Raw genomic sequence first — 21,658 nt, 5'->3', positions numbered from 1 at the left:
CGCGACCCCAACCTTGGCAAGGTTGTGCTCTACCAACTGAGCTATTCCCGCTTATTTCCTGCAGTTGTTCTGTTGAGAACCCCTACCGCTTGGCTTGCCAAACGTGGGCTGAATTCTACAGTCACCGCCTTGGCTGTCAACCACAAAAATGTCATTTTTGTGTCGACTGCCGAAATTTTGACTTAAACGTCCTATTTTCCAACAGTCACTCGGCGCTGAGGTATTTCCACGCGGCTTTCAGGTAGATACACATAGACCAAACTGACAGCACAGTGGCAATAATCAGCAGGATTTTACCTAAGGTCACCCAGTAAATGGGGACACCCATAAAGTATTCCAATTCTGACAATAATCCGATCAACGCCAGCATCTGTGCCATAGTTTTAGCTTTGCCAATAAAGGACACCTGCACCGAATCGCGTTTACCTGACTCGGCCATCCATTCACGTAATGCGGAAACAAAGATTTCCCGTGACATCAACAGCACTGCGGAAACGGTAATCCAGGCTGAATCATAGCTATGGGCAATCATGATCAGCGCAGCACCCACAATCAGCTTATCGGCAACCGGATCTAAAAAAGCCCCAAAGGCAGTGGATTGTTGTAAGCGGCGGGCCAGATAACCGTCAAACCAGTCGGTAATAGCGGCAAACCAGAAAATAAAAGCGGCGGCTTGGTGCGCCCATTTCCAGTCCAGGAAATACACGATGACAAACACCGGGATCAACAACACGCGAAGAGAGGTGAGAATATTGGGGATGGTCCACATACTGCTTGTCACAATTCTGTCATTTGAGATCTGCTGGTGGACATCTTACACCAATTCCTTCCTACAAATGCAGGTGTTCATGGATAATCAGCGCAAGTTCTTCACTAATTCCCGGCACTTTGGCTAATTCTTCAACACTGGCAGCCAATACTTCCTGCATACCGCCCATATATTTAAGCAGGCTTTGTCGACGTTTGGCCCCTACCCCTGGAATACTTTCCAGCTTGGATTGGGTTTTCACTTTTTGACGGCGTGCCCTGTGACCGGTAATGGCAAAGCGGTGAGCTTCATCGCGAATATGCTGAATTAAGTGCAGTGCCGACGAATTTGCCTGCATGGGAATAGTGGCATGGCTACCGGCCAGAATCAGGGTTTCCAGACCAGGTTTGCGGCTGGTGCCTTTGGCAACCCCAATCAGCATGGGCATTTTCGCGTGCGGCCAGTTCTCAAAACAGGCTTCAGCCTGGGCAAGCTGGCCCTTTCCGCCATCGATAAACAAAATATCAGGGATTTTACTCTGGTCGGTAATTTTGCTGTAACGGCGCCTAAGTGCCTGATCCATAGCAGCGTAGTCGTCCCCTGGCGTTATTCCTTCGATATTGTAGCGACGGTAGTCACTTTTAAACGGCCCTTCGCGATTAAACACTACGCAGGACGCTACGGTTTGCTGGCCCGACGTATGACTGATATCGAAACATTCCATGCGCTGAATCGGGGTATCCAGATCTAATACCTGCTCCAGTTCCAGATAGCGGGCAAATACCGATTTCTGACTGCTTTGCTGTGCTTCCAATGCCGTTTCGGCATTAGTATTAGCCAGTTTCAGGTAACGGCGTTTTTCTTCCCTGACGCCCTGGAAAAACTGTACTTTACGGCCAGCCTGACGGCTTAACAGCTCTTCAATGGCCTCAGCATCGTCCAGGACCATCGGCAACACTATCTGGCGGGGAATAGATTTATTATCGGCCAGGTAATACTGCAACAAGAAAGATTGAAAGACTTCCTGTGGGCTGACATCAGCCGGCACTTTAGGGAAATAGCTCTTACTGCCCAGTAGTTTGTTATCGCGAATAAAAAAGCCCTGAATACTGGCAATACCATTGCGATAGGCAAAACCAAACACGTCCATTTCCGGCTGATCGCCGCTAACCCATTGCTGTTCCTGCACTTTTCGCAAGGCTGATATCTGGTCGCGAAATCTGGCGGCGGCCTCAAATTTTAACTCTTCACTGGCCTGCTCCATTTTCTTGACCAAGGCATCAATGACCTCGGCGTTTTTCCCTTTGAGGAACAATCTGGCCAGTTGCACTTGCTGTTCATACTCAACATCGCTGACCAGTCCCTGTACACAAGGGCCAGCGCAGCGCTTAAGCTGGTATTGCAAACAAGGTCGGGTGCGTGCTTTGTATTCCCCGTCTTCACACTGACGTACCGGAAACAGTTTTTGCATAGTACGCAAGCTTTCCCGTACCGCCCAGGCACTGGGATAAGGGCCAAAGTACTCGCCTTTGGGTTTGCGACCACCGCGATGTATGGTCAATCGCGGGTGCTGGTGTTCGGTTAGCAGAATGTAGGGGTAGCTCTTATCGTCTCGAAGCAGCACGTTGTAACGAGGCCGATACTTTTTGATGTAGTTATTTTCAAGAATGAAGGCTTCGGTTTCGGTATGGGTTACCGTCACATCCATATGTTGAATTTGTTTAACCAGCGACTGGGTTTTTATGCTGTCCAGGTTAGTGCGAAAGTAGCTCGATACCCGCTTTTTAAGGTTCTTCGCCTTACCGACATAAATCACCTCACCTTTGAGGTTATACATACGATAAACCCCAGGCGCCCCGGTCAGATTTTTTAAAAATGCCTTATGGTCAAAGGCTGTAACGCTTTCAACTGGCTGTTCGCTCATAGCAACAACGGGAAAATTGAAGCAACAGCAGGATTATGACTAACCCTGCACACTTGACTAGATAACATCAGCACAATCGCAATCAAATTTGCTCAGGGCTGATGAGTTTATGGCGGAGGGCCAGGTGGGTTAACTCAACATCGCCGGTTACACCGAGTTTTTCAAACATACGGTAACGATAGGTATTGACGGTTTTGGCACTGATGCTGAGTCGAGTAGCAATATCAGGTACTTTCTCGCCTTTGGTCAGCATAATCATGATCTGCAACTCACGTTCCGACAATTCGCGGAAAGGATCAGACTGATGCGTATCAATTTTGCCCAGCGCAATCTGACGGGCAATATCCGAGGCAATGTATTTTTGCCCTGCATGGACCTGGAAAATCGCCTGAATCATTTCTTTTGGCTCGGCGTCTTTGGTCACAAAACCCCAGGCACCCACCTGCATCACTTTGGCCGGAATTGGATTTTCCTTGTACATAGACAGGAAAATCACTTTGATATCGGGATTATGACGAAGAATTTTCTTAGTTGCTTCAAGGCCACCTATTCCTGGCATGTTCATGTCCATCATGACCACGTCAGGATGCTGGGTACGGCAAAACTTGACCGCCTCTTCCCCGCTATCGGCCTCGCCAATTACTTCAAAGGACTTCTCTGAGTCCAAAATCAATTTGATACCCGTACGTACCAAATCATGGTCGTCAACCAGGAAAATTTTTATCAAAGGAATAGCTCCAGGCTTTCTTGTTGTTTTGAGCTTATTGGTTCCCTCACCTGAAGTCCGTGTACTCTGCGCTACTTTCAAACATCAGGCATCCAGTTTGGCCTATCATACTCCAATCGTTAGTGATGCACATCAGCAAAAATCGCTCTAGCCCATAATATTCGCAGTGGCCGCCAGCCTAGCGATATAAATGTGTACTTAACCGGTTCCAACCTCGAATCACGTCATCTCGCCCCTGCCCGGTATTTATAGCCTGACAAACTGCTACCTGACAACGTATTTGCCAGCGATCATAACAACCGGCCACTGCAGTCAGAGGCCCGGCTTTACCCCCGCAGCGACAGGCGATGGCCTTCACACAGCCCGGCTCTGCCACTGCGGTTGTACTCTTTTCAACTTTTGCCATCAGTGGCATCACCTCTACACAAACCAGGCATAAGAGAATTTTAAGAACGCCGTACGACGATCCGCCCGTAAACTGTTGAGCACATCGTTTTTACTGGCACTTTCTGAATAGCCAAGATAAAAAACCGTTTGCGGATTCACTTCATAAGAGTAAAGCAGCTGCGAAGCCAGCCCCGTTTCCTGCCGATACAAGCCGTCGGCGCGTCCTGCCGCGAAATGGGCCAGGCCTTGCTCAGTATCATCAAATATCATGCTCAAGCGCAGCGCTGAATGACTGGAAAACTGGTATGTCAAACGCACATCAGTAATGCTGGCATCCAACACACGATTACTCTGATAATCAAGCCGGGTGTATTCATTACGCACATGGAATTGCAGATTGTGAGTAAAGGCGACTTTGGCTTCAGATTCCACATACAACAGGTCAGACAAACGGTTGTTGTATAAATCCAGGCCATCGCCTTTTTCTACAAACACACTGAGATAAGCGTTGGACAAGGGGCTGACTTCGGCAAAAAAGATCAAGCCTTTCTCTTCAAACCTGTCACTATTTCCACCCACGGCTAACGATTGGTCATTAAAACGAAGGCCCGCCCGGTCACGAACGTAGAACCCGAATTCGAAAGCACTGTCCCATAAGCTATCCAGGCCAACGGTGCCTTCCCACTCTTTTTCTATCAGTTCACCAGCCTGATTATGAGTGATATCCCAGTCAGTATAAAAATTCAGGGCACTCCACCAGGTTTCCTGTTCAGGGTAAAAGCTGTATCCTCCGCCAACCAGACTGCTTTGCCAGTCAGATTTCGTCATAAAGCCCAGGTCTGCACGAAAATCTTCATCAATGTCTTCATGACTGACAAATACACTGCCATTTTGAAAACTGTGTTCGTAGTGAAGATACCAGGCATTGCCGGCTTGATTGGCTGCACTGGCGCGCTCTGCTGCCTCCCCCCACAGATAATCAGGCAGATAATCCGGGTTATCGGTATCAGAACGGGCAAAGGCGACCGTCAGATTATCCTGATCGGTAAAACGAATATTGGCATCGGTGGCTGCCACGGTATTCTGATAATTATCGGCCGAGCGCCAGGTCGTCATTGCCCCTAAGGTAACCTGCTTATTCAAACGCTGGCTGTATCTGGCGGCCAGGTTCTTACTTTTGATATCCAGGGTTGCCGCCGCCGACCCCAGATTACCAGGTATAATCATGGACGTGGTGTCGTCATCCGCCATAAACAGACCGAAAGTATGCTCCCCTACCCGCCCTGTGGCTTTAGCTCCCACTGAAGGTGCCGCCAGGTTACGGGTATGCACCAAATCCCAGGGCGCAGAAAAATAATCAGCATTCTCGGTAAAAAATGGCCGTTTCTCTTCGAAAAACAAACTGAAAGATTCATTTACCGACAACTGAGCCGCATCGGCCTCGACCTGTGAAAAGTCCGGGTTCAGCGTGGCATTTAAGGTGATGTCTTCACTGATGGCCCATTTGACATCCAGACTGGCTTCATTTTGATTGTTGTGCTGCCAGTCTCCCTGGCTATATCTATCACGGCTCTCGTCACGCCCTGCGACTATGGCTGGGGCCAAAATCAGTTTCTGTGTAGAACGTGCGTTGGCAAAGCCGGTATACAAAGGCATTTGACAAACCCAGCACTCATTGGCATGGCTGATGTCCACACTGGAAATACGTCTGTCTACATCCCGTGGCCAAAAACGCACAAATTCCATCGCCCATTGTTTTGGGCCTTCACTATTAGGGAAATTCATGATGTAGAAGGGTATGGCCATTTCAACCCGATAGCCCTGCTCAGTAATCTTACCCACTGCTTGCCAATGGCCATCCCACGCAGAAGACTCATTGCCGGTTACGGCGTTCTCCACCGAGTCGAGCTGACTCCCCAGCGGATTAGCAAAAAACTGATAAGCCAGTTGGTGATTACCGTAGGTATCTATTTTCACCCCAACAATATCGTCTCCCCAGATATTGTCGCGCTTACGGTAGGCTGCTCGGATTTGGTCCGGATGGGGATCACGGGCATCAAAGGCTAAATATAAATACTCGCCGTCTTCATAAACCCTAACGGTAGTTTCAACGTCGGCAGTCCCTTGATCTGACGGGCGGGTAATATGATGGATAGATATTGGCTGGATTTGCTGCCAGATAGCATCATCAAAGTTACCATCGATTTCAACGGGTTGACCATGATAAGCAATATTGTCATTGGCGGCGGCGTTTAGACTGGCAAATCCTAGTAGTGCCACAGTGCTGTATAATTTCATCTTGTTGTTAACCTTGCTGCCGTGCTTCTTTGGCCGGCTATTTATGCTGGGCTTTGCCCATTCCCTAAAAGTGAGCCCGATATAATCAGGGATTTACCTTCAGCACGCAAGGTTTGAACATATTGCGACCGGAGCAAAAGCCGGTCGCAATAGAAGATTAAAGGCTATCAGCCCAGCGCAGTAATTTGGCTTCCAGCACTGGCATGGGCATGGCACCATCAATCAACACTTGAGTGTGGAATTTGCGAACATCAAAGCGTCCCCCTAACCGGGTAGCTAACTTCTCACGCAACTGCCGAATGGCGCGCTGGCCAACTTTGTAGGAAAGCGCCTGACCAGGAATAGCGATGTATCGCTCGACTTCCGCCTCAATATCCGCGTCCCCCATGGATGAATTGTCACGCATAAAGGCAATCGCCTGTTCGCGGGTCCAGCCTTTTGCATGTAAGCCGGTATCTACCACCAGACGCATGGCCCTTAATTGCTCATCGGATAGTCGCCCGTACCACATGTAAGGGTCAGTAAACAGGCCCAGTTCCTTGCCCAGACTCTCAGCATAAAGTGCCCAGCCTTCGGCAAATACGGTGTAAAACTCGTACTTACGAAAATCTGGTAAAGCTTCAACTTCTTGCTGGATGGCAATTTGAAAATGATGGCCTGGGGCAGCTTCATGAATGCTTAGTGTTTCCACCAAATACCTTGGCTGAGACTTCAAATCGTGGGTATTAATGTAAAATATGCCAGGTCTGGAGCCATCAGGTGCTGGCTGCTGATAGCTAGCCCCTGCCGATGATGCGGCCCGGTAAGCTTCAACCGCTTTGACCTCATAATCGGCCTTAGGAAACACCTCAAACAACGCTGGCAGGCGGCGGTTAATATCGGCTTTCACCTGCTCATAAGCCTGAATCAGCGCTTGTTCGCTACTAAAGAAAAACTGCGGGTCAGTTTTCAGATATTCAAAAAACGCGGCTAAATTCCCCTTAAAGCCAACGGTTTCGCGCACCTTGTCCATCTCACTACGGATCCTGGCAACTTCCGCTAAACCATACTGATGAATCTCCTCAGCGGTCAGTGGTAGGGTGGTATTGACCGCTATCATATGCTCATACCACGCCTTGCCATCAGGCAATGCCGCCAAGCCTACAGAGTCACGTCCAGCAGGCAGATACTCATTAAGCATAAAATCATAAGTACGCTGATAGACCGGCACGATCACTTGCATAATCATATGCTCGTAATCGGCTTTCAGTCTGGCTTTTTGTTCTTCACTCAGCTGAGCATTATCAGCTAACAGATTGACAGGGCCGTAGAAAACGCTGTCTTGTGGCTGACTGACAATATGCGCTTGCAACTGCGGTAAGACTTTAACGATCAAGCTTTTGGGTAGTACTATGCCCTTTTGCATACCTTCACGCATGGCGGCAATGGCGCTATCCATGTAAGCAGCAAAGCCATCCGTTCGCTTGATAAAGTTGATGTAGTCCTGCTCAGTGTGAAAAGGTTGCGCGCTGCCGCCGGAGCCCAACATGGGATAGAAATTCTGCACGCCCCACATCTGATTGAAGGGGATTAAGTGGGAAGGAAAAGCCAGGCCATCCACCGCTTGCTGACGGGCATAGACAAAAATCTCATAATTCAATCTGTCCTGTCCGGTCAGTTTACTGCCATCAATAGCTTGTGCCTCTGCCAGGTACCGTCGTTCAAAAGCTGCAACTTCCGCTAAGCTCTCGTTACTGATAGGGGCACTAAACTTATCGTTATAGTCCATTACCCCCACAAAAGTGGCGGAAAGCGGATTTATCACCAGGCTCTCGGCAAAATACCGTTCAACTAATTCAATAACTTTCTGGGCGTCAGATTCTGCCTTTGTCTGACTGACGGCAGCGGCGTTAGCTAGGGTTGACTGGGTGTTCTGACTGGAATGGCAACCTGCCAATAATAAAGCCACGGAAGCCGCCACAATGGATAAGCGCATAAAGAAGACCTGTGATTAATGAAGATGCGAGGCGGGTATTCAATCACAGCTTGCGATCTTTACACCATGAAAATCCACCAATCACTGTATTTCACGATGATCCGTATTCGGAATACTTTAATTATTCTGCTGTTGTTTGTGGCCTGTTGGGTGAAGCGCTAGAATAGCGCAAAACAGAAAAACAGCCCTACGTCATGAAAAAACATATCTACGTGGCCTATACCGGCGGCACTATAGGCATGCGCCCTTCCAGCAAAGGATACGTTTGTGTACCTGGTTTCTTATCTGAAACCCTAAGCAAAATGCCGGAATTTCACCGTGATGAAATGCCGCAGTTCACTATTCACGAATACGATCAGTTGATGGACTCGTCTGATATGTCTCCCCTGGATTGGCAACATATTGCCGATGATATTCAGTCCAATTACGACAGCTACGACGGTTTTATTATTCTGCATGGCACTGACACTATGGCTTATACCGCCTCGGCACTGTCGTTTATGCTGGAAAATCTGACCAAACCCGTGATTGTTACGGGATCGCAGATCCCGCTTGCGGAAATTCGCAGTGACGGACAGGAAAATTTGCTCAATGCGCTTTATCTGGCAGCCAACTATCCGGTTCATGAGGTTTGCCTGTTTTTTAGCAACCAGCTGCTGCGAGGTAATCGTAGCCGCAAAATTCACGCTGATGGATTTAATGCCTTCGCCTCCCCCAACTTTCCACCGTTAATGGAAGCAGGCATTAACATTGACGTGCTGGAAGGCCAGGTTAAACCTGTTATTCAGCAATCGTTGAAGGTAAGTCCGGTAAGTGCTCAACCAATTGGTGTAGTGACTTTATACCCAGGTATAAGCAGTGAAGTAATACGAAATACCCTGCAACAGCCGGTAAATGCTTTGATCTTGTTAAGCTATGGTGTCGGCAATGCGCCGCAAAATCCGGCGCTTCTGGAACAGTTGGAACTGGCCCAGCGAAAAGGCATCATTGTGCTAAATTGCACCCAGTGCTTGCGCGGCAAAGTTAATATGGCTGGCTACGCCACTGGCAATGCCCTGGCACAAGTTGGGGTGGTATCCGGCGGCGATATGACGCTTGAGGCTGCCCTAGCCAAATTGCATTATTTATTGAGTAAAGGATTGCCGGTGGAAGAAACCCGCAGGTTGTTAACCGAAAACCTGCGCGGTGAACTTAGCGATTAAAGCAGATTGGCAAATCGGGCACCGGTCGCCTTTACCAGGACATCCGGTGCCAGTTCTATTTCTAAACCACGTCGCCCACCACTCACGTACATACTTGCTAATTCCTGAGCGGAGCTATGTATAAAAGTCACTAAAGGCCTTTTTTGTCCAATGGGACTCACCCCACCTAGCACATAACCGCTGCTGCGCTGCACTTTGTCCGGCTTGGCCATGTCGGCTTTTTTACAAGCGGCCGCTTTTGCCAGGCACTTTAAATTCAACTTCTCATCCACAGGGATGATAGCAACAAGTAACTCGCCCTTGTCTGTCTCAGCCACTAGGGTTTTAAACACCCTATGCGCATTCACCCCAAGTTTTTCCGCCGCTTCCAATCCGTAGGAAGGAGCGTCTGGAGCATGTTCATATTGATGCAGCTTGAAGTCAGCCTGAGCTTTTTGTAGTGCGAGTACCGCAGGAGTCATAACAATTCCTTGTATTTATTGCCCGGCTTACCGGGCTGCGCTTACCTGTGAAAATCACCTGAGCGTTCAGGCTGGTAAATCACTTCGTCAATATGTACGGTCACGGCCTTGCCGCCCGGTGCTGGCCACTGGATTTCATCACCTTCTGATAGTCCCAGCATCGCGCTACCAATTGGCGCAAGTATGGAAACTTTATCTCCCGAACTGTCCATGTCCTTTGGATACACCAAGGTTTTACAGAACGACTCGCCGCTTGATACCACCTTAAAGCGTACAGTTGAATTCATCGTTACCACGCAAGGTGGAATGTCGCGATTATCCATATTCTCCGCTCTGTCCAACTCATGCAGTAGTACTTCCTTGCCTGGGAAATCCTTATCAGACAAAGAATCAAGCAAGGCTTCCAATCTGTCCGCATCCTGATTGGAAACAATAATTCTGGGTTGTGTTGTCATGCTATCCTCATCTCGTCAACGTCCTGTTTTGATGTTTCTCAAGCACAGGACATAGTCAAAAAAAAGCCCCGTCATTTGACGGGGCTCATTACGATTACGTCAAATACATTAGTCTTGCGGTACAAACAGTCGTTGCAAACGCACCAACTGTTCTTGTTCAGAAGCGGCAACCGGCCCCTGACCAATCCACTTAATCAGTAATTTTTGCAAATCCAGTGATTCGCCCTGCTCAAGTTTGTTTGTCATCATTTCCAACTGTGTTTCGCGACGCATTTCTGCTTCTTCCTGCGGAGATTCCACGCCCGCTAATAATTCCATTTTTAACAGAATTCTAGCTCGACTCTCTCGCTCTTCTGTTTGAGCAAATGCCTGACGCCAAACGCCAGGTAGTTGTTCAACCCTTGCAGGTAGCTGCTCTTCTTGCCACTGCGACAAAATATCAAGCAACAGCGTAAACTGCGCCTGCTTTGCATCTTGCCGAAGAGCTTTGGCCTTATCAGCGATCTGGTTTTCCAGTTTCTGCCAGTCGCGCATCTTGCTCTGTGTAGCACGTGCATCAAGTTCACTGACTAAGTTGGTCAGTTGCTGCTGCGTAGCACTCTGCAGGGCCTGCAACTGTGGTTGCTCAGAGGCTTCTCTCAAGGCGAGTGCAGCCTGATCTAACAACGCATCAATCTGGCCGATAATGGCATTATTGGCCTGACGTTGTTGTTGCTGGGCCTCATTGCGCCTGGCAAATAATGCATCGTTTGCCGCCCTGAATACTGACCAAAGCTGACGATCCACCTTAGCACGCCCTCGCCCAATCTTCTTCCAGCTTTCCTGCGCCTGTTTAGCCAAGGCAATAGCCTCAAGGGTGTCTTCGGCATCCAGCAAACTTTGCACTTTTTCTACCAGACGCTGCTTTTGCGCCTCATTATCCTGATACCATTCAAGCAGTTTAGCCTTCACTGGCGCACAACGGTCGCGAAACTCTTGGTTCAGCTCTGCAACCCGCCGGTAGTCTATTTCACCTATATCACGCCACTGCTTTTCCAGCCCTTGCTGCTGTCTGGCTAACTCTTCCATATTGATATCGGCTTGTGCCAATTCAGTTAGTTGACTCAATACCGCCAGCTTGGCTTGCAAATTTTGCTCCCGGACTTGTTCTGCCTGGGCATAGTATTCACGGACGGGTATAAACGCCAGCTCACAGGCCTGATCAAAGGCCAGATTCAACTCGCTGTCTTCATCACTTTCCAGTTTACCCAAGCTGTTCCATTGACTGCGCAATTGCTTAACCTTTTCGGCCTGCTCTTTGATTGGCAAAGGCGCATCCAGCAAACTACGGATCTCATTAAGCAATGCTGGCTTGCGCGGCTGGGCAATATAAACCTGCCATTCCTTAAGATTCTCTATTTGCGCCTGAACTTGTTCACTCAATCGTTGCAAAGCTTGCATTTCCTGTTCAGGCAACGCCTGAATATTCTCCTGCAAGCGCTGATACAAAGACAGTGCAGCGTTGAACTTGCCAGCTTCAATCATATCCTGCACTTTATGTAGGCCACCCCGAACCTTATTCACTTGTGCCTTGGCTTGTTGACGAAGTTCACTGATGGCGTTCTGCCAGGCTTTATCCAGCGCTTGCCACTGCTTATGCAGGGCAAGAGGCCACAGGTCGCCATGGGGCTTTTTCAATTCTCTGTATGCACCACGTGCTTCTTGCCAGGCCTGCTGGGCGCCCCCCAATTCTGCCAAACTATCTGGCAACGCAACGCCTTGGATACTGTCCAGTAAGGTGCGCGCACCTTCAATTGCCTGTTGCAACGCCGGTAGTTTATCCAGCGCAATTTGTATCTGGGCAAAGCGATTGTGTAGAGACTCTATTGCTTGATCGGCCGGTAACCCTTGCAAGGCTGTACGATGCATCTCTATTTGTTCCATCAAAGTGCATCTTGCTTGCTCAGACAGCTGTTCGATGTTTTGTTGGTTAGTCACATCGTTCAGCCACTGCTGGGCTTGTTGCTTAATCTGACTTGCCAGTTCAGTGGCTTTACGCTCAGATTCTGCTTGCAGCCAGTCTTGCTTGGTCGCCTCGGCACGAGTGCGTACTTTTTCGGTCAAATCATGAAATTTACTTAGAATCTCTTCACGAACAGCTTGCGGCAACGCTGTCAACTTTTCCTGCTGACTTTCAAACTGAGCAGACAATTGCTCCAATTGCTCACAAAGTAGCGGATATTCCTGGCAATCCTTTAGTGCCAACAGCTTGGCCAGCACCAATCTAAGCTCCCGCTCTAGCTGCTGCTTATCCAATTGCTCCTGACTGAGCTTATCCAGCTTCTGTCTGGCGAGTTTGACAATCTGTGGATCTTTATGCTTTCGCAACATACGTTGCAGACACTCGGGCTCTTGTTCTTGCTCAGCCAGTGCTAAACGCAAGCTGGCATCATTCGTCTCGAACATCACACGCTGACGTAAAGTCGATTTATCAATCTTGGCTAACACAGCTTGGCTTAACACTGGCTCATCATGCTGCCAGCGTTGCAGCAGTAATTTTTCCAAGAGTGCGTGATTCGCGCATTCTTGCACAAAAGTGTGTCGCTGCTTATCGGTCAGGCTATCGGCCTGATCGTCGAGTAAAATACTTTCTACCCGCTGCTGAGCACGTTTATGGACGCGTTCCTGACGCTCGGTTTGCGCCAGCTTCCACCACAGAGCAAAGCTGTTTAACTTATCCAGCGCAGCGAGCCTGACAGCGATACTTTCGTCATTAAATGCCATCTCGTGCAGCGCAGTTTTATGCTCCGGATTGCCCGGGTCTAGGGATGCCACAGCCTGTTGCCTGACTTTGGCATCGGAATGCTGGTGCTTGGGACGAAACAGATTTTTAAATATCATCTGCTTTAAACCTGGCAATAGAAGGCTGAAACTGTTGCTTTAGCGCTTGTTTGGATTTATGCACTATGCTGCCGTCTGCGCCGACCGTCATATGTTCGTCGGACTTAAGCACCGTAGCTTGATAGAGCATAACGGCTTGCATACTGCTATCACGCTGCCCTTCACTTAACGGGGTGCCATCTGGCCATTTACCGGTTTCAACCGCCTGACGTAGTCTTTCGTAGACGTCAGGCGTCATGGCATTGACCATTTGCTGGATATCCATCATCAATCAAACTTCTTCATAAAAATCAAACGAACACGATTGATTACGTACCAGACGAAACCAATCACCGAGCAACTCATGGCGATATTGTATTGTAGCTGCCCATGCCAAAGGCAAATTGGGCTGCTGTTATTAATCAAATTAAAAGACAGTTTGCAAGCATATTCCGTTGAGGGACCGTCTCCCCAATACAAAATGGCAAAGCCAGCAATAAACATCAGCATAGCTATCATGGATTGCGTCTGAATAGACTGCGCTCTTTTGAATTTGTTAAAGCGCTGCTTACGCAAGATATCATCTTCCGTTGCCGCCCCTACGGCAAAACCGCAATGTTGGCAGGACTTGGCCTTATCGGAAATTTTCTTGTTACAGGACGGGCAGTTTGTCAGCGCCATCTTCCCTCCAATTCATCTCAGTTACTGCAGACATCGACCACCAATATTCCCTGCCAGGTCGCTTATTCGAAAATGCCAACAGGAGCTTTGCAACCCCGGCATACCGTCCATCCATGCACATCGCCGGTGAAGGCTCCCTGCAACCCCGGCATACCGTCCATCCATGCACATAAAACAAGCGCGGCTTGTGCCGCGCTTTTCATTGGTTATCAGGCTTGATCTTTATTCGCCTGTTTTTCCTTGAAATCGCGCCAGTACTCATTCACTGTCTGCTTCATTTCCTTATGGAGCACCATGATACCGAACAGGTTCGGCAGGGTCATCACCACAATGGCTACCGCCGCCAGATTCCAGACCAAGGTGGTGTCAGAGAATGAGGCCCAGAAAAAGCCTGCCACATAAAATACCCTATACGGCATAACTGAGCGGGGTCCCAACAAATAGGTCATAGCTCGGTCGCCGTAATAGGACCAGGCAATCGCCGTAGAAAAGGCAAACAGCAACAGACCTATAGACACTATGTACTGGCCATAGTCACCAAAGAAACCTCGGGTAAAGGCTACCGTAGTTAACTGCGCGGAATGCACTAAAGACTTGCCGGACACCAGTATATTGTCCTTAAGCAGTCGACCATCTTTTACATTCAAGGTACCCGTAAACAAATCTTCCTTGGCATCAACACTGAAGACAACATCTTCTGCTACTGAGCGAGAATTGATAATAGTGAAGTTGCGGCTGATGGCTTTACCTGAAACAACTTCAATCTTACCGTTATAGGGCTCGATAGTATGGCCTTTCTCGTTGTTCAGATATAAGAACAGTTGATGACGGTCATCATCATTCTGATCCGAATACTGACCGGCCAGAATCTTCATATCAGCGCGCTCAAACTCGTTATCGAATTTTTCTTTCCATACACCGGAGGACAAGATAACGAGGCCTGTCAGAGTACAGATAATAATGGTATCGATAAAAGGTTCCAGGATAGACACCATACCTTCAGATACAGGTTCATCCGCCTTGGCTGCAGCGTGGGCAATAGGGGCTGAACCTTGACCCGCTTCGTTAGAAAACAAGCCACGGTTAACACCACGGTTAAAAGCATAGGCAATAGTCGCGCCCAGGAAACCACCGGCAGCAGCAGAGCCGGTAAAGGCATCTGAAATGACCGATGCGAAGGCAGGGCCGATATTTTCAACGTTGTACAAAATTACCGCCAGTGCACCAATAACGTATAGCACTGACATAAAAGGCACGACCTTAGAGGTTACTTTGGCGATACGTTGAATACCGCCCAAAATAACCAGTGCCAGCAACACGGCCAGTACACCACCGGTTAACATTGGCTCTAAGCCAAAGGTTGCCTGCATGCCCTGCGCGATATTATTGATTTGGGGCAGGTTACCTGTACCGAAAGAACTGATGACAGTGGCAATGGCGAAGGCAATAGCCAACCACTTCATATTAAGACGGCGATCCATGTAATACATAGGGCCACCGGCCATAGTGCCGTCCTCGGTTTTCACCCGATACTTGTGTGAAAGCGTTACTTCGACAAACTTGGTGGTCATACCCAAAAAGGCGGTTGCCCACATCCAGAATAGTGCCGCAGGGCCACCAAGGAAGATAGCAAAAGCCACCCCGCCGATGTTACCCGTACCCACAGTGCCTGATAATGCCGTTGTCAGAGCCTGAAAGTGAGTTGTATCACCAGGGGCCCCTTTTCTATCCAGCTTACCGCTGACCACCAGCCAGGCATGTTTAAAATATCGGATTTGTGGAAAACCCAAATAGATAGTGAAAAACAGGCCTACGCCTAAGAGTACATAAGGAAACCAGGCGGCACTTCCGAGCATGCCGTCCAGTGAGAGTAAGAACTGATTGAAGGATTCCAACGCTTTCCCCTTTTGTTATCGTTATAGAGTTAGAGGCAGATAACCACCTGTTGCAACCAGTGGAGTATGCATTCAAAACTACACCACCTTGCGGTCTAGCCGCTTATTATTTTTTGGGAACTTTCCCTTCCCAATTAAATGCCGGGCGTCCAGTCCCGGCATATGGTCTCAGTTAAAGCTGATTTAATACGGCGCGCACGGCGATTAACACGTCTTTACCTAGCTGTTTACTGCGTTCCGGCGACCAACCATAAGCCGCGCAAGGTAACTCAGCATTGTCTTTAAACGGCATTTCCAAGGTATAGGCCAAGCAGTGAAAATCGTTGCCAATGGCATTGGAACCGACCGTCAGATTCGCTTCGCCAGGATTGTCCTTGGCATAGCCGTAAGTGTCCTGGAATTCTGGCGTAGCAGTCAACAACGCTTGCTTGAAGGTACTCTCCAGTTGCGCAATTTTATCACTGTAGTTAGGGATACCTTCGCCACCCGCGACAAAGTTATAGGGCAATGCTTCATCACCATGCACATCTAAAAACATATCCACACCGGTTTGTTGCATCTTGTTTCGGACGTAATAAACCTCAGGGCTGTTTTCTAAAGAAGGATGTGCCCATTCACGATTAAGGTTGATGCCTTTAGCATTAGTACGTAAATGTCCGCGCACTGAACCATCCGGGTTCATATTCGGCACAATGTAAAATACGGCTTGGTCCAATAATTGTCTGGACAGACCATCATCTTCATTTAGTAATCGTTCAAGCAATCCTTCGACCAGCCACTCGGCCATGCTTTCTCCCGGATGCTGACGAGCGACTATCCAAATGGCTTTTTTGCCTGGCTCCGCATGTCCCACAGTAAGCAGCGACATATCACGGCCGTCTAGTGTTTCACCAAGGTGGCTTAACTCACAGTCGAAAGAGGTTTGTGCCCAGGCAAGCAAATCCAAATGACGTTCATAAGAATAAGGAGCGAAATAGGCATAATAGGTAGTGGCATATTCAGGTGTGTGGTCAATAGTTAGCGTATCGCCATCAAACTGACAATCCACCCTAAACCACTCCTGACGGTCATACGACGCAACCGCCTGATATCCTTTCCATCCGTCAGGATAGGCAGATTTGGCTAAATCACCGATATGCAGCTTATGATTCACCATAGGCTGGCTTTCTAAGCGAAAGTGAAACCACTGATAAAAGTCAGATTGATGATCTTTATTGATTCTTAATTGAATGTCATCCGGGCTGTCAGCCCGAACAACCTGGATATTACCGCTATCAAAATTGCAGCTTATTCTCATTGTAAATATGACGTTAGGTGAATGACGGCGCTAATCTAACATAAAGTACAACAATTCTCACAAACTAAAAGCCCTCTGTTTTGCCAATCAACCCAAGCCACATGGCCCTTTCAGCCTTAGCCGCAGATTTGAAATCTAAGTCGCAAATAGTTAGCAATAGAAATGTTGTAGTCGAAAAGCTTCACTTCTTTTGAGCCGAAAGGTTAATCACAAAGCCAGCGCTTTTCTGACTTTCAGTCCCATGCTGGTGCTATAGCCCATATCACTAGCAACCACCCGCTGATTGGCATCCAGCAAGTAATAAGTGGGGTAACCTAACACTCTAAATTGCTGTTTAAGTCCTTCATGGCCTATCAACACATCCCCGGACACTTCGTTGTCTCTGACAAAATCACTGACATCCTCAAGTGAGGCATAGTCCATAGCCACGCGGCGAATCACCAGCTCATCACTTTCCAGCGCCTCCAGATTACCGATACTGGCGGCACAAATGGAACACCAGGGGGCAAAAAAGTATACCAGTGTTGGCTTACCCTCTTCCGTTAATGGGCTGCTACCGCCGGATAACAAAGGTAAATGTGTGTCAGGTACTTGATTCCCCGTCTCTAACAAGTTTCGGGTTTGCCATTGATACAAAACTCCCAAGGCAACGAGCAGTACCAACCAACGTAACGCCGAAGACAGATGTCTATTCATATATCCAGATGACTTCCTTTTTTAATGCACCTTACCAAAGCACAAGGTTTAAAAAAGCAGAATCAGACAGGCCGCTAAATTTAATCGACCGGACATAAAAAAAAACCGATGCCATGGCATCGGTTTTTCTAAATTTGACCGAGTTACAGCCGGTCGGTACAGGTCAGGCCGCGACCAAACCAGTTTGGTGCCATGCTACCATTCTCGTTATTGGCTTCCTCGGCTGAGTAATCTAATGTGTAGCGCTGATCTTCAGCATCTTCGCTGCGTGCTGATTCACTGTTAACCTGAATAACCACCGTGGTCCAAGGTGCCCTGTCCTTGGGATAGCGATACTCCAGAGTAGCACGGCCATTTTCGTCGGTAACATTGTTGTTATCAGCAAACTTCAGCGTACCTATGATGCCAGGAGTCAGGAAGGTGTCATTGTTAGTGTCTTCACCTGCATCCAATACACCATCGGCATTAATATCTTCGTTATCACAAACAGCCGTCACTATTGGCTCCCACACTTCCAATATGGCATTCCACTGCCAGTAGCCTTTTGAATATGTTCCACCCAAACTAAGTGGCAAAGGCATAACTGATGCAGTTAGTCGAACATCTTTGGCCGGGGCACCATTTGAAGTACTAACAAATACCGCAAACTCTTTCATATAACTGGTGTTGTCGCCTTCTGGCACCACAATAAAGTTACCCGTGCCTATAGTAATATCAAAGGCTCTGGCGCCCACGGTCAAGTCAGTAAATGATGTCACTGATGGTGTATCTGCAACAGTGGCGGTCACTCTTACCGCTTCATTGCTGGATACGGCTTCTGAAGTAAAGACAGTGGTAGCAACACCGCGGCTATCTGTTACGCTGGAATTGGGTGACAATTTACCAGAAGAGGTGTCGTCAACCGTAAAGTTAACTTGTTTACCTTTAACCAGATTACCGTCAGGATCACGAACCAAGGCAGTAATGGTCGCCGTTTGTCCATCCGGACCAACCACGTCTGGGGTTGCATCAACAATAATGCTATGGGCAACCGTAGCTACAAATTCGACCTCTGCTCTGGCGGTAACAACATTGCCATTGCTGTCGCGACCTTCGGCAGAGATAGCCGATACACCGGCATTGCTTGAACGGATCGTTACCGATGCCTGGCCCGAGCTGTTGGTAGTCACAGAGCTATTGTTAAACTGGCCGCGAGAAGCATTGAAACTTACTGTGCCCCCCTGATAAGCAATACCATTTTTACTCCAGTTAATCGTGATAATGGAATCGGTATTAATAGGGATCTGCTTAACGCTGGTGTTCGGGAGGCCTTGGAAAGCAAAGTTATCTTGCTGCACATTCACCACGAAACTGGCCTGGGCATTTAATGCCGATGCAGTAATTGTATCCTGCCCTGAAGCACTCGCCCGATAACGCACCAGAATCTGACCATTACCGTCGGTTTTCAGGTTAGCAGTATCTCCGACAAAGGTTCCATTAGTTGCTGCCAGACTGACTGCAGCATTATTTATGCCCTTACCATCCGAGTCGGTCACGGTAATGGCAAATTCAGCTTCGTCATTCACAATCACCGAAGACGGGCCATTGATTCTGACACTGGTACCTACGACTTTAACCAGCAAGATTTGTTCTTTATTACCCGCCCTGGCTTTGACTTCAATCTCACGGTTCTCCGCTTCATTTAAAGTGGTCAGAGTTTTACGAGCGGTTCCATCATCAGCGGTTGTCGCGGTTCCAGTGCTTAGCTGGCCGGATGAAGCGGAAAACTGAACGTCAACACCTTCCAGTAAAGCGTTTGATGCATCTTGTACCAATGCAATCAATTCAATTTCATCTGAGCCTGAAGAAGGTAATTGCGTAGAGCTGGCAAACAGGCTTAGTTTGGCAATCTCCACTGTTGATGAGTTGCCATCGCCAGCTGAATCAAAAGATAAGGTTGCTTCGGTATTGTCAGTTAGTCTGGCTGCAAGCACCACACTGCCTTTTTTACCACCGGCCAATACTTGCACCTCGGCAACACCATCGCTATTAGTGGTGTCACTGCCCTTCGACAAACTGGCCACTTCACCATCGGCCAGGGTAAAGGTAACGGTTACACCCGACTGTGCACTGCCATCTTTTGTGACTTTAGCAAGCACGGTCCAGGGTGTTGATGCTGACAACTCACCGTTGACATGATCAACGGCACCGCCCTGCTCATCAACAACAGAGAAACTAATACTGTATGAACTGGGGGTTGGATTCCCCCCTCCGTCGTTGCTCAATGAACCGCCGCCGCCGCAGGCAACGAGCATTAGGCTCAGCAAATAGATGGCTGCGACTTTAAGGGTTGACCTCATTCTTTTCTCCCTAACCTCTGATTGTCTTTGGAATAAGCTGTTTAGCTGATTTCGATGTTTTTTAAGTTCAGCTTATCCGGCAAAATTGTTAGTCTTAGCCGCTTATAACTATAACGACTTGGACATCTATGGCCTCTACTGCAACTAAGTACAGTCTTACCACCAGAATCTTCCTCGGCATGTTAGCCGGGATCCTCATCGGAACCCTGCTTCGAGCCCTGTTTGATGATAGCGGAGATTTCACCTTCCGGGTATTAGGGCTGGAGATTTCTACGTATACGCTTCTGGTGGAAGGTATATTTAATATCATAGGTAAAATCTTTATCGCCAGCTTACAAATGTTGGTGGTTCCGCTGGTTTTTGTATCACTGGTTTGTGGTACCTGCAACCTTTCAGACCCAAGCAAGCTGGGGCGTCTGGGCGGAAAATCAATTTTACTCTATTTGTTTACCACAGCATTGGCGATCACTATTGCGGTTTCTTTCGCGTTAATTGTGTCACCAGGTGAGGGTATAAACCTGGATACCAACACAAGCTTTACAGCCAAAGAAGCGCCCTCGTTGTCTGACGTTATCATCAATATGTTTCCCACTAACCCGATCAATGCCATGGCTGAGGGAAACATGTTGCAAATTATTGTCTTCTCGGTGTTATTTGGTGTTTCCATGGCCATGTCAGGCAGTGCCGGTAAGCGGCTTGGCGATTTGTTCGAAGATTTAAACAAAGTCGTTATGCGCCTGGTGACCATTCTAATGAACTTAGCACCTTACGGCGTGTTGGCTCTGATGGCCAAACTGTTTGCCACTATTGGTTTTGACACTTTCACGAGTTTGCTGAAATACTTCTTCTTAGTATTGTTTGTACTATTGGTCCATGCGTTTATTTCCTACCCGCTACTACTTAAGCTGTTAGCCGGTTTAAATCCAATCATTATGATCCGCAAAATGCGCGACGCTGCGCTATTTGCCTTTAGTACCTCAAGTAGTAGCGCCACTCTGCCGGTTACTTTGGAAACGGCGCGCAACAAATTGGGTGTAAAGAACACCGTAGCCTCTTTCACTGTACCTTTAGGCGCCACTATTAATATGGATGGCACTGCCATTATGCAGGGTGTTGCCACGGTATTTATTGCTCAGGTCTATGGAGTGGATTTGTCGGTTTCGGACTATCTGATGGTGATCCTGACCGCGACCCTGGCATCCATTGGTACGGCAGGTGTGCCCGGCGTGGGCCTGATTATGCTGGCGATGGTGTTGCAGCAGGTTGGTTTGCCGGTGGAAGGTATTGCCCTGATTATCGGGGTTGACCGGTTGCTGGATATGACCCGTACCGCGGTCAATGTCACCGGTGACTGCACTGTAGCTTGTATTGTGGCAAAGAGCGAAGGTGAACTGGATCTTGATACCTATAACGATCCCAATGCTGGGGCTCGTGAAGAAAATGTCGATTTTGAGCACTTCGACAAAAATAAATAGATACGCTTAAGACAAAAAACCGCGGTAATCCGCGGTTTTTTATGTCCATGGATGGACGGTATGCTGATGTGGTAAGGAACACTCATCAGCGATGTCCATGGATGGACGGTATGCTGATGTGGTAGGGAACACTCATCAGCGATGTCCATGGATGGACGATATGCTGATGCACTAGGGAATACTCATCAGCGATGTCCATGGATGGACGGTCAGAAATGTTCCCTTGGCTTTATCTTGCT

At 48.3% G+C, this 21,658-nt stretch carries 16 protein-coding genes and 1 tRNA gene (1 of these 17 cut by a window edge); 2 read left to right on the top strand and 15 right to left on the bottom strand.

Annotated elements, in window-relative coordinates; all coding sequences use genetic code 11:
* The 6 genes from J0A65_RS17005 to J0A65_RS16980 all read right to left on the bottom strand — a co-directional run.
* Window positions 1-51, bottom strand: a tRNA-Gly gene (locus J0A65_RS17005) (it extends 31 nt beyond the left edge of the window).
* 154 nt (window positions 52-205) lie between these two features.
* On the bottom strand, window positions 206-769 hold the full coding sequence (pgsA, locus tag J0A65_RS17000) for a CDP-diacylglycerol--glycerol-3-phosphate 3-phosphatidyltransferase (RefSeq protein ID WP_206595590.1): 564 nt from the start codon (window positions 767-769) through the stop codon (window positions 206-208).
* 61 nt (window positions 770-830) lie between these two features.
* Window positions 831-2,672, bottom strand: a complete 1,842-nt coding sequence (gene uvrC, locus J0A65_RS16995; RefSeq protein WP_206595518.1) for an excinuclease ABC subunit UvrC — start codon at window positions 2,670-2,672, stop codon at window positions 831-833.
* An 82-nt stretch (window positions 2,673-2,754) separates the two neighbouring features.
* Window positions 2,755-3,399, bottom strand: coding sequence for a UvrY/SirA/GacA family response regulator transcription factor (gene uvrY, locus J0A65_RS16990; RefSeq protein WP_206595517.1), 645 nt, complete (start codon window positions 3,397-3,399; stop codon window positions 2,755-2,757).
* Window positions 3,400-3,819: 420 nt separating this feature from the next.
* Window positions 3,820-6,084, bottom strand: a complete 2,265-nt coding sequence (locus J0A65_RS16985; RefSeq protein ID WP_206595516.1) for a carbohydrate binding family 9 domain-containing protein — start codon at window positions 6,082-6,084, stop codon at window positions 3,820-3,822.
* Window positions 6,085-6,241: 157 nt separating this feature from the next.
* Window positions 6,242-8,059: a DUF885 domain-containing protein gene (locus J0A65_RS16980; RefSeq protein ID WP_206595515.1), complete on the bottom strand. Its 1,818-nt coding sequence runs from the start codon at window positions 8,057-8,059 to the stop codon at window positions 6,242-6,244.
* A 194-nt stretch (window positions 8,060-8,253) separates the two neighbouring features.
* Here J0A65_RS16980 and ansA point away from each other — a divergent pair, with 194 nt between their 5' ends.
* Complete coding sequence (gene ansA / locus J0A65_RS16975) at window positions 8,254-9,261, top strand: asparaginase (RefSeq protein WP_206595514.1); 1,008 nt, start codon at window positions 8,254-8,256, stop codon at window positions 9,259-9,261.
* On the opposite strand, the gene ybaK is transcribed toward ansA, so the two are convergent.
* From ybaK to J0A65_RS16930, 9 genes are all read right to left on the bottom strand, one after another.
* A complete protein-coding gene (ybaK, locus tag J0A65_RS16970) occupies window positions 9,258-9,722 on the bottom strand; it encodes a Cys-tRNA(Pro) deacylase (protein ID WP_206595513.1) in 465 nt (154 codons plus the stop codon). The genes ansA and ybaK overlap by 4 nt on opposite strands.
* A 41-nt stretch (window positions 9,723-9,763) precedes the next feature.
* On the bottom strand, window positions 9,764-10,177 hold the full coding sequence (gene rnk, locus J0A65_RS16965) for a nucleoside diphosphate kinase regulator (protein WP_206595512.1): 414 nt from the start codon (window positions 10,175-10,177) through the stop codon (window positions 9,764-9,766).
* 108 nt (window positions 10,178-10,285) lie between these two features.
* Window positions 10,286-13,057 (bottom strand): DUF349 domain-containing protein, encoded by a 2,772-nt coding sequence (locus tag J0A65_RS16960; protein WP_206595511.1) that lies wholly within the window; start codon window positions 13,055-13,057, stop codon window positions 10,286-10,288.
* The gene (locus J0A65_RS16955) at window positions 13,047-13,322 is read right to left on the bottom strand and encodes a YeaC family protein (RefSeq protein WP_206595589.1); all 276 of its coding nucleotides are present in this window, start codon (window positions 13,320-13,322) and stop codon (window positions 13,047-13,049) included. The genes J0A65_RS16960 and J0A65_RS16955 overlap by 11 nt, the downstream gene beginning before the upstream one ends.
* A gap of 2 nt (window positions 13,323-13,324) precedes the next feature.
* The gene (locus J0A65_RS16950; protein WP_206595510.1) at window positions 13,325-13,717 is read right to left on the bottom strand and encodes a zinc-ribbon domain-containing protein; all 393 of its coding nucleotides are present in this window, start codon (window positions 13,715-13,717) and stop codon (window positions 13,325-13,327) included.
* Between the two features lie 209 nt (window positions 13,718-13,926).
* The gene (locus J0A65_RS16945; protein WP_463451895.1) at window positions 13,927-15,573 is read right to left on the bottom strand and encodes an alanine/glycine:cation symporter family protein; all 1,647 of its coding nucleotides are present in this window, start codon (window positions 15,571-15,573) and stop codon (window positions 13,927-13,929) included.
* A gap of 211 nt (window positions 15,574-15,784) precedes the next feature.
* The gene (locus J0A65_RS16940; protein ID WP_206595508.1) at window positions 15,785-16,909 is read right to left on the bottom strand and encodes a M14 family metallopeptidase; all 1,125 of its coding nucleotides are present in this window, start codon (window positions 16,907-16,909) and stop codon (window positions 15,785-15,787) included.
* Between the two features lie 207 nt (window positions 16,910-17,116).
* Complete coding sequence (locus J0A65_RS16935) at window positions 17,117-17,605, bottom strand: TlpA family protein disulfide reductase (protein ID WP_206595507.1); 489 nt, start codon at window positions 17,603-17,605, stop codon at window positions 17,117-17,119.
* A 143-nt stretch (window positions 17,606-17,748) separates the two neighbouring features.
* Window positions 17,749-19,944, bottom strand: a complete 2,196-nt coding sequence (locus tag J0A65_RS16930) for an Ig-like domain-containing protein (RefSeq protein WP_206595506.1) — start codon at window positions 19,942-19,944, stop codon at window positions 17,749-17,751.
* 128 nt (window positions 19,945-20,072) lie between these two features.
* Between J0A65_RS16930 and J0A65_RS16925 the strand changes: the two genes are divergently transcribed.
* Window positions 20,073-21,419: a dicarboxylate/amino acid:cation symporter gene (locus J0A65_RS16925; protein ID WP_206595505.1), complete on the top strand. Its 1,347-nt coding sequence runs from the start codon at window positions 20,073-20,075 to the stop codon at window positions 21,417-21,419.
* Window positions 21,420-21,658 lie beyond the last annotated feature (239 nt).

It is taken from the genome of Bowmanella yangjiangensis (assembly GCF_017255015.1).
GTDB classification, from domain to species: domain Bacteria; phylum Pseudomonadota; class Gammaproteobacteria; order Enterobacterales; family Alteromonadaceae; genus Bowmanella; species Bowmanella yangjiangensis.
This window is presented reverse-complemented; position numbering and strand designations above follow the sequence as displayed.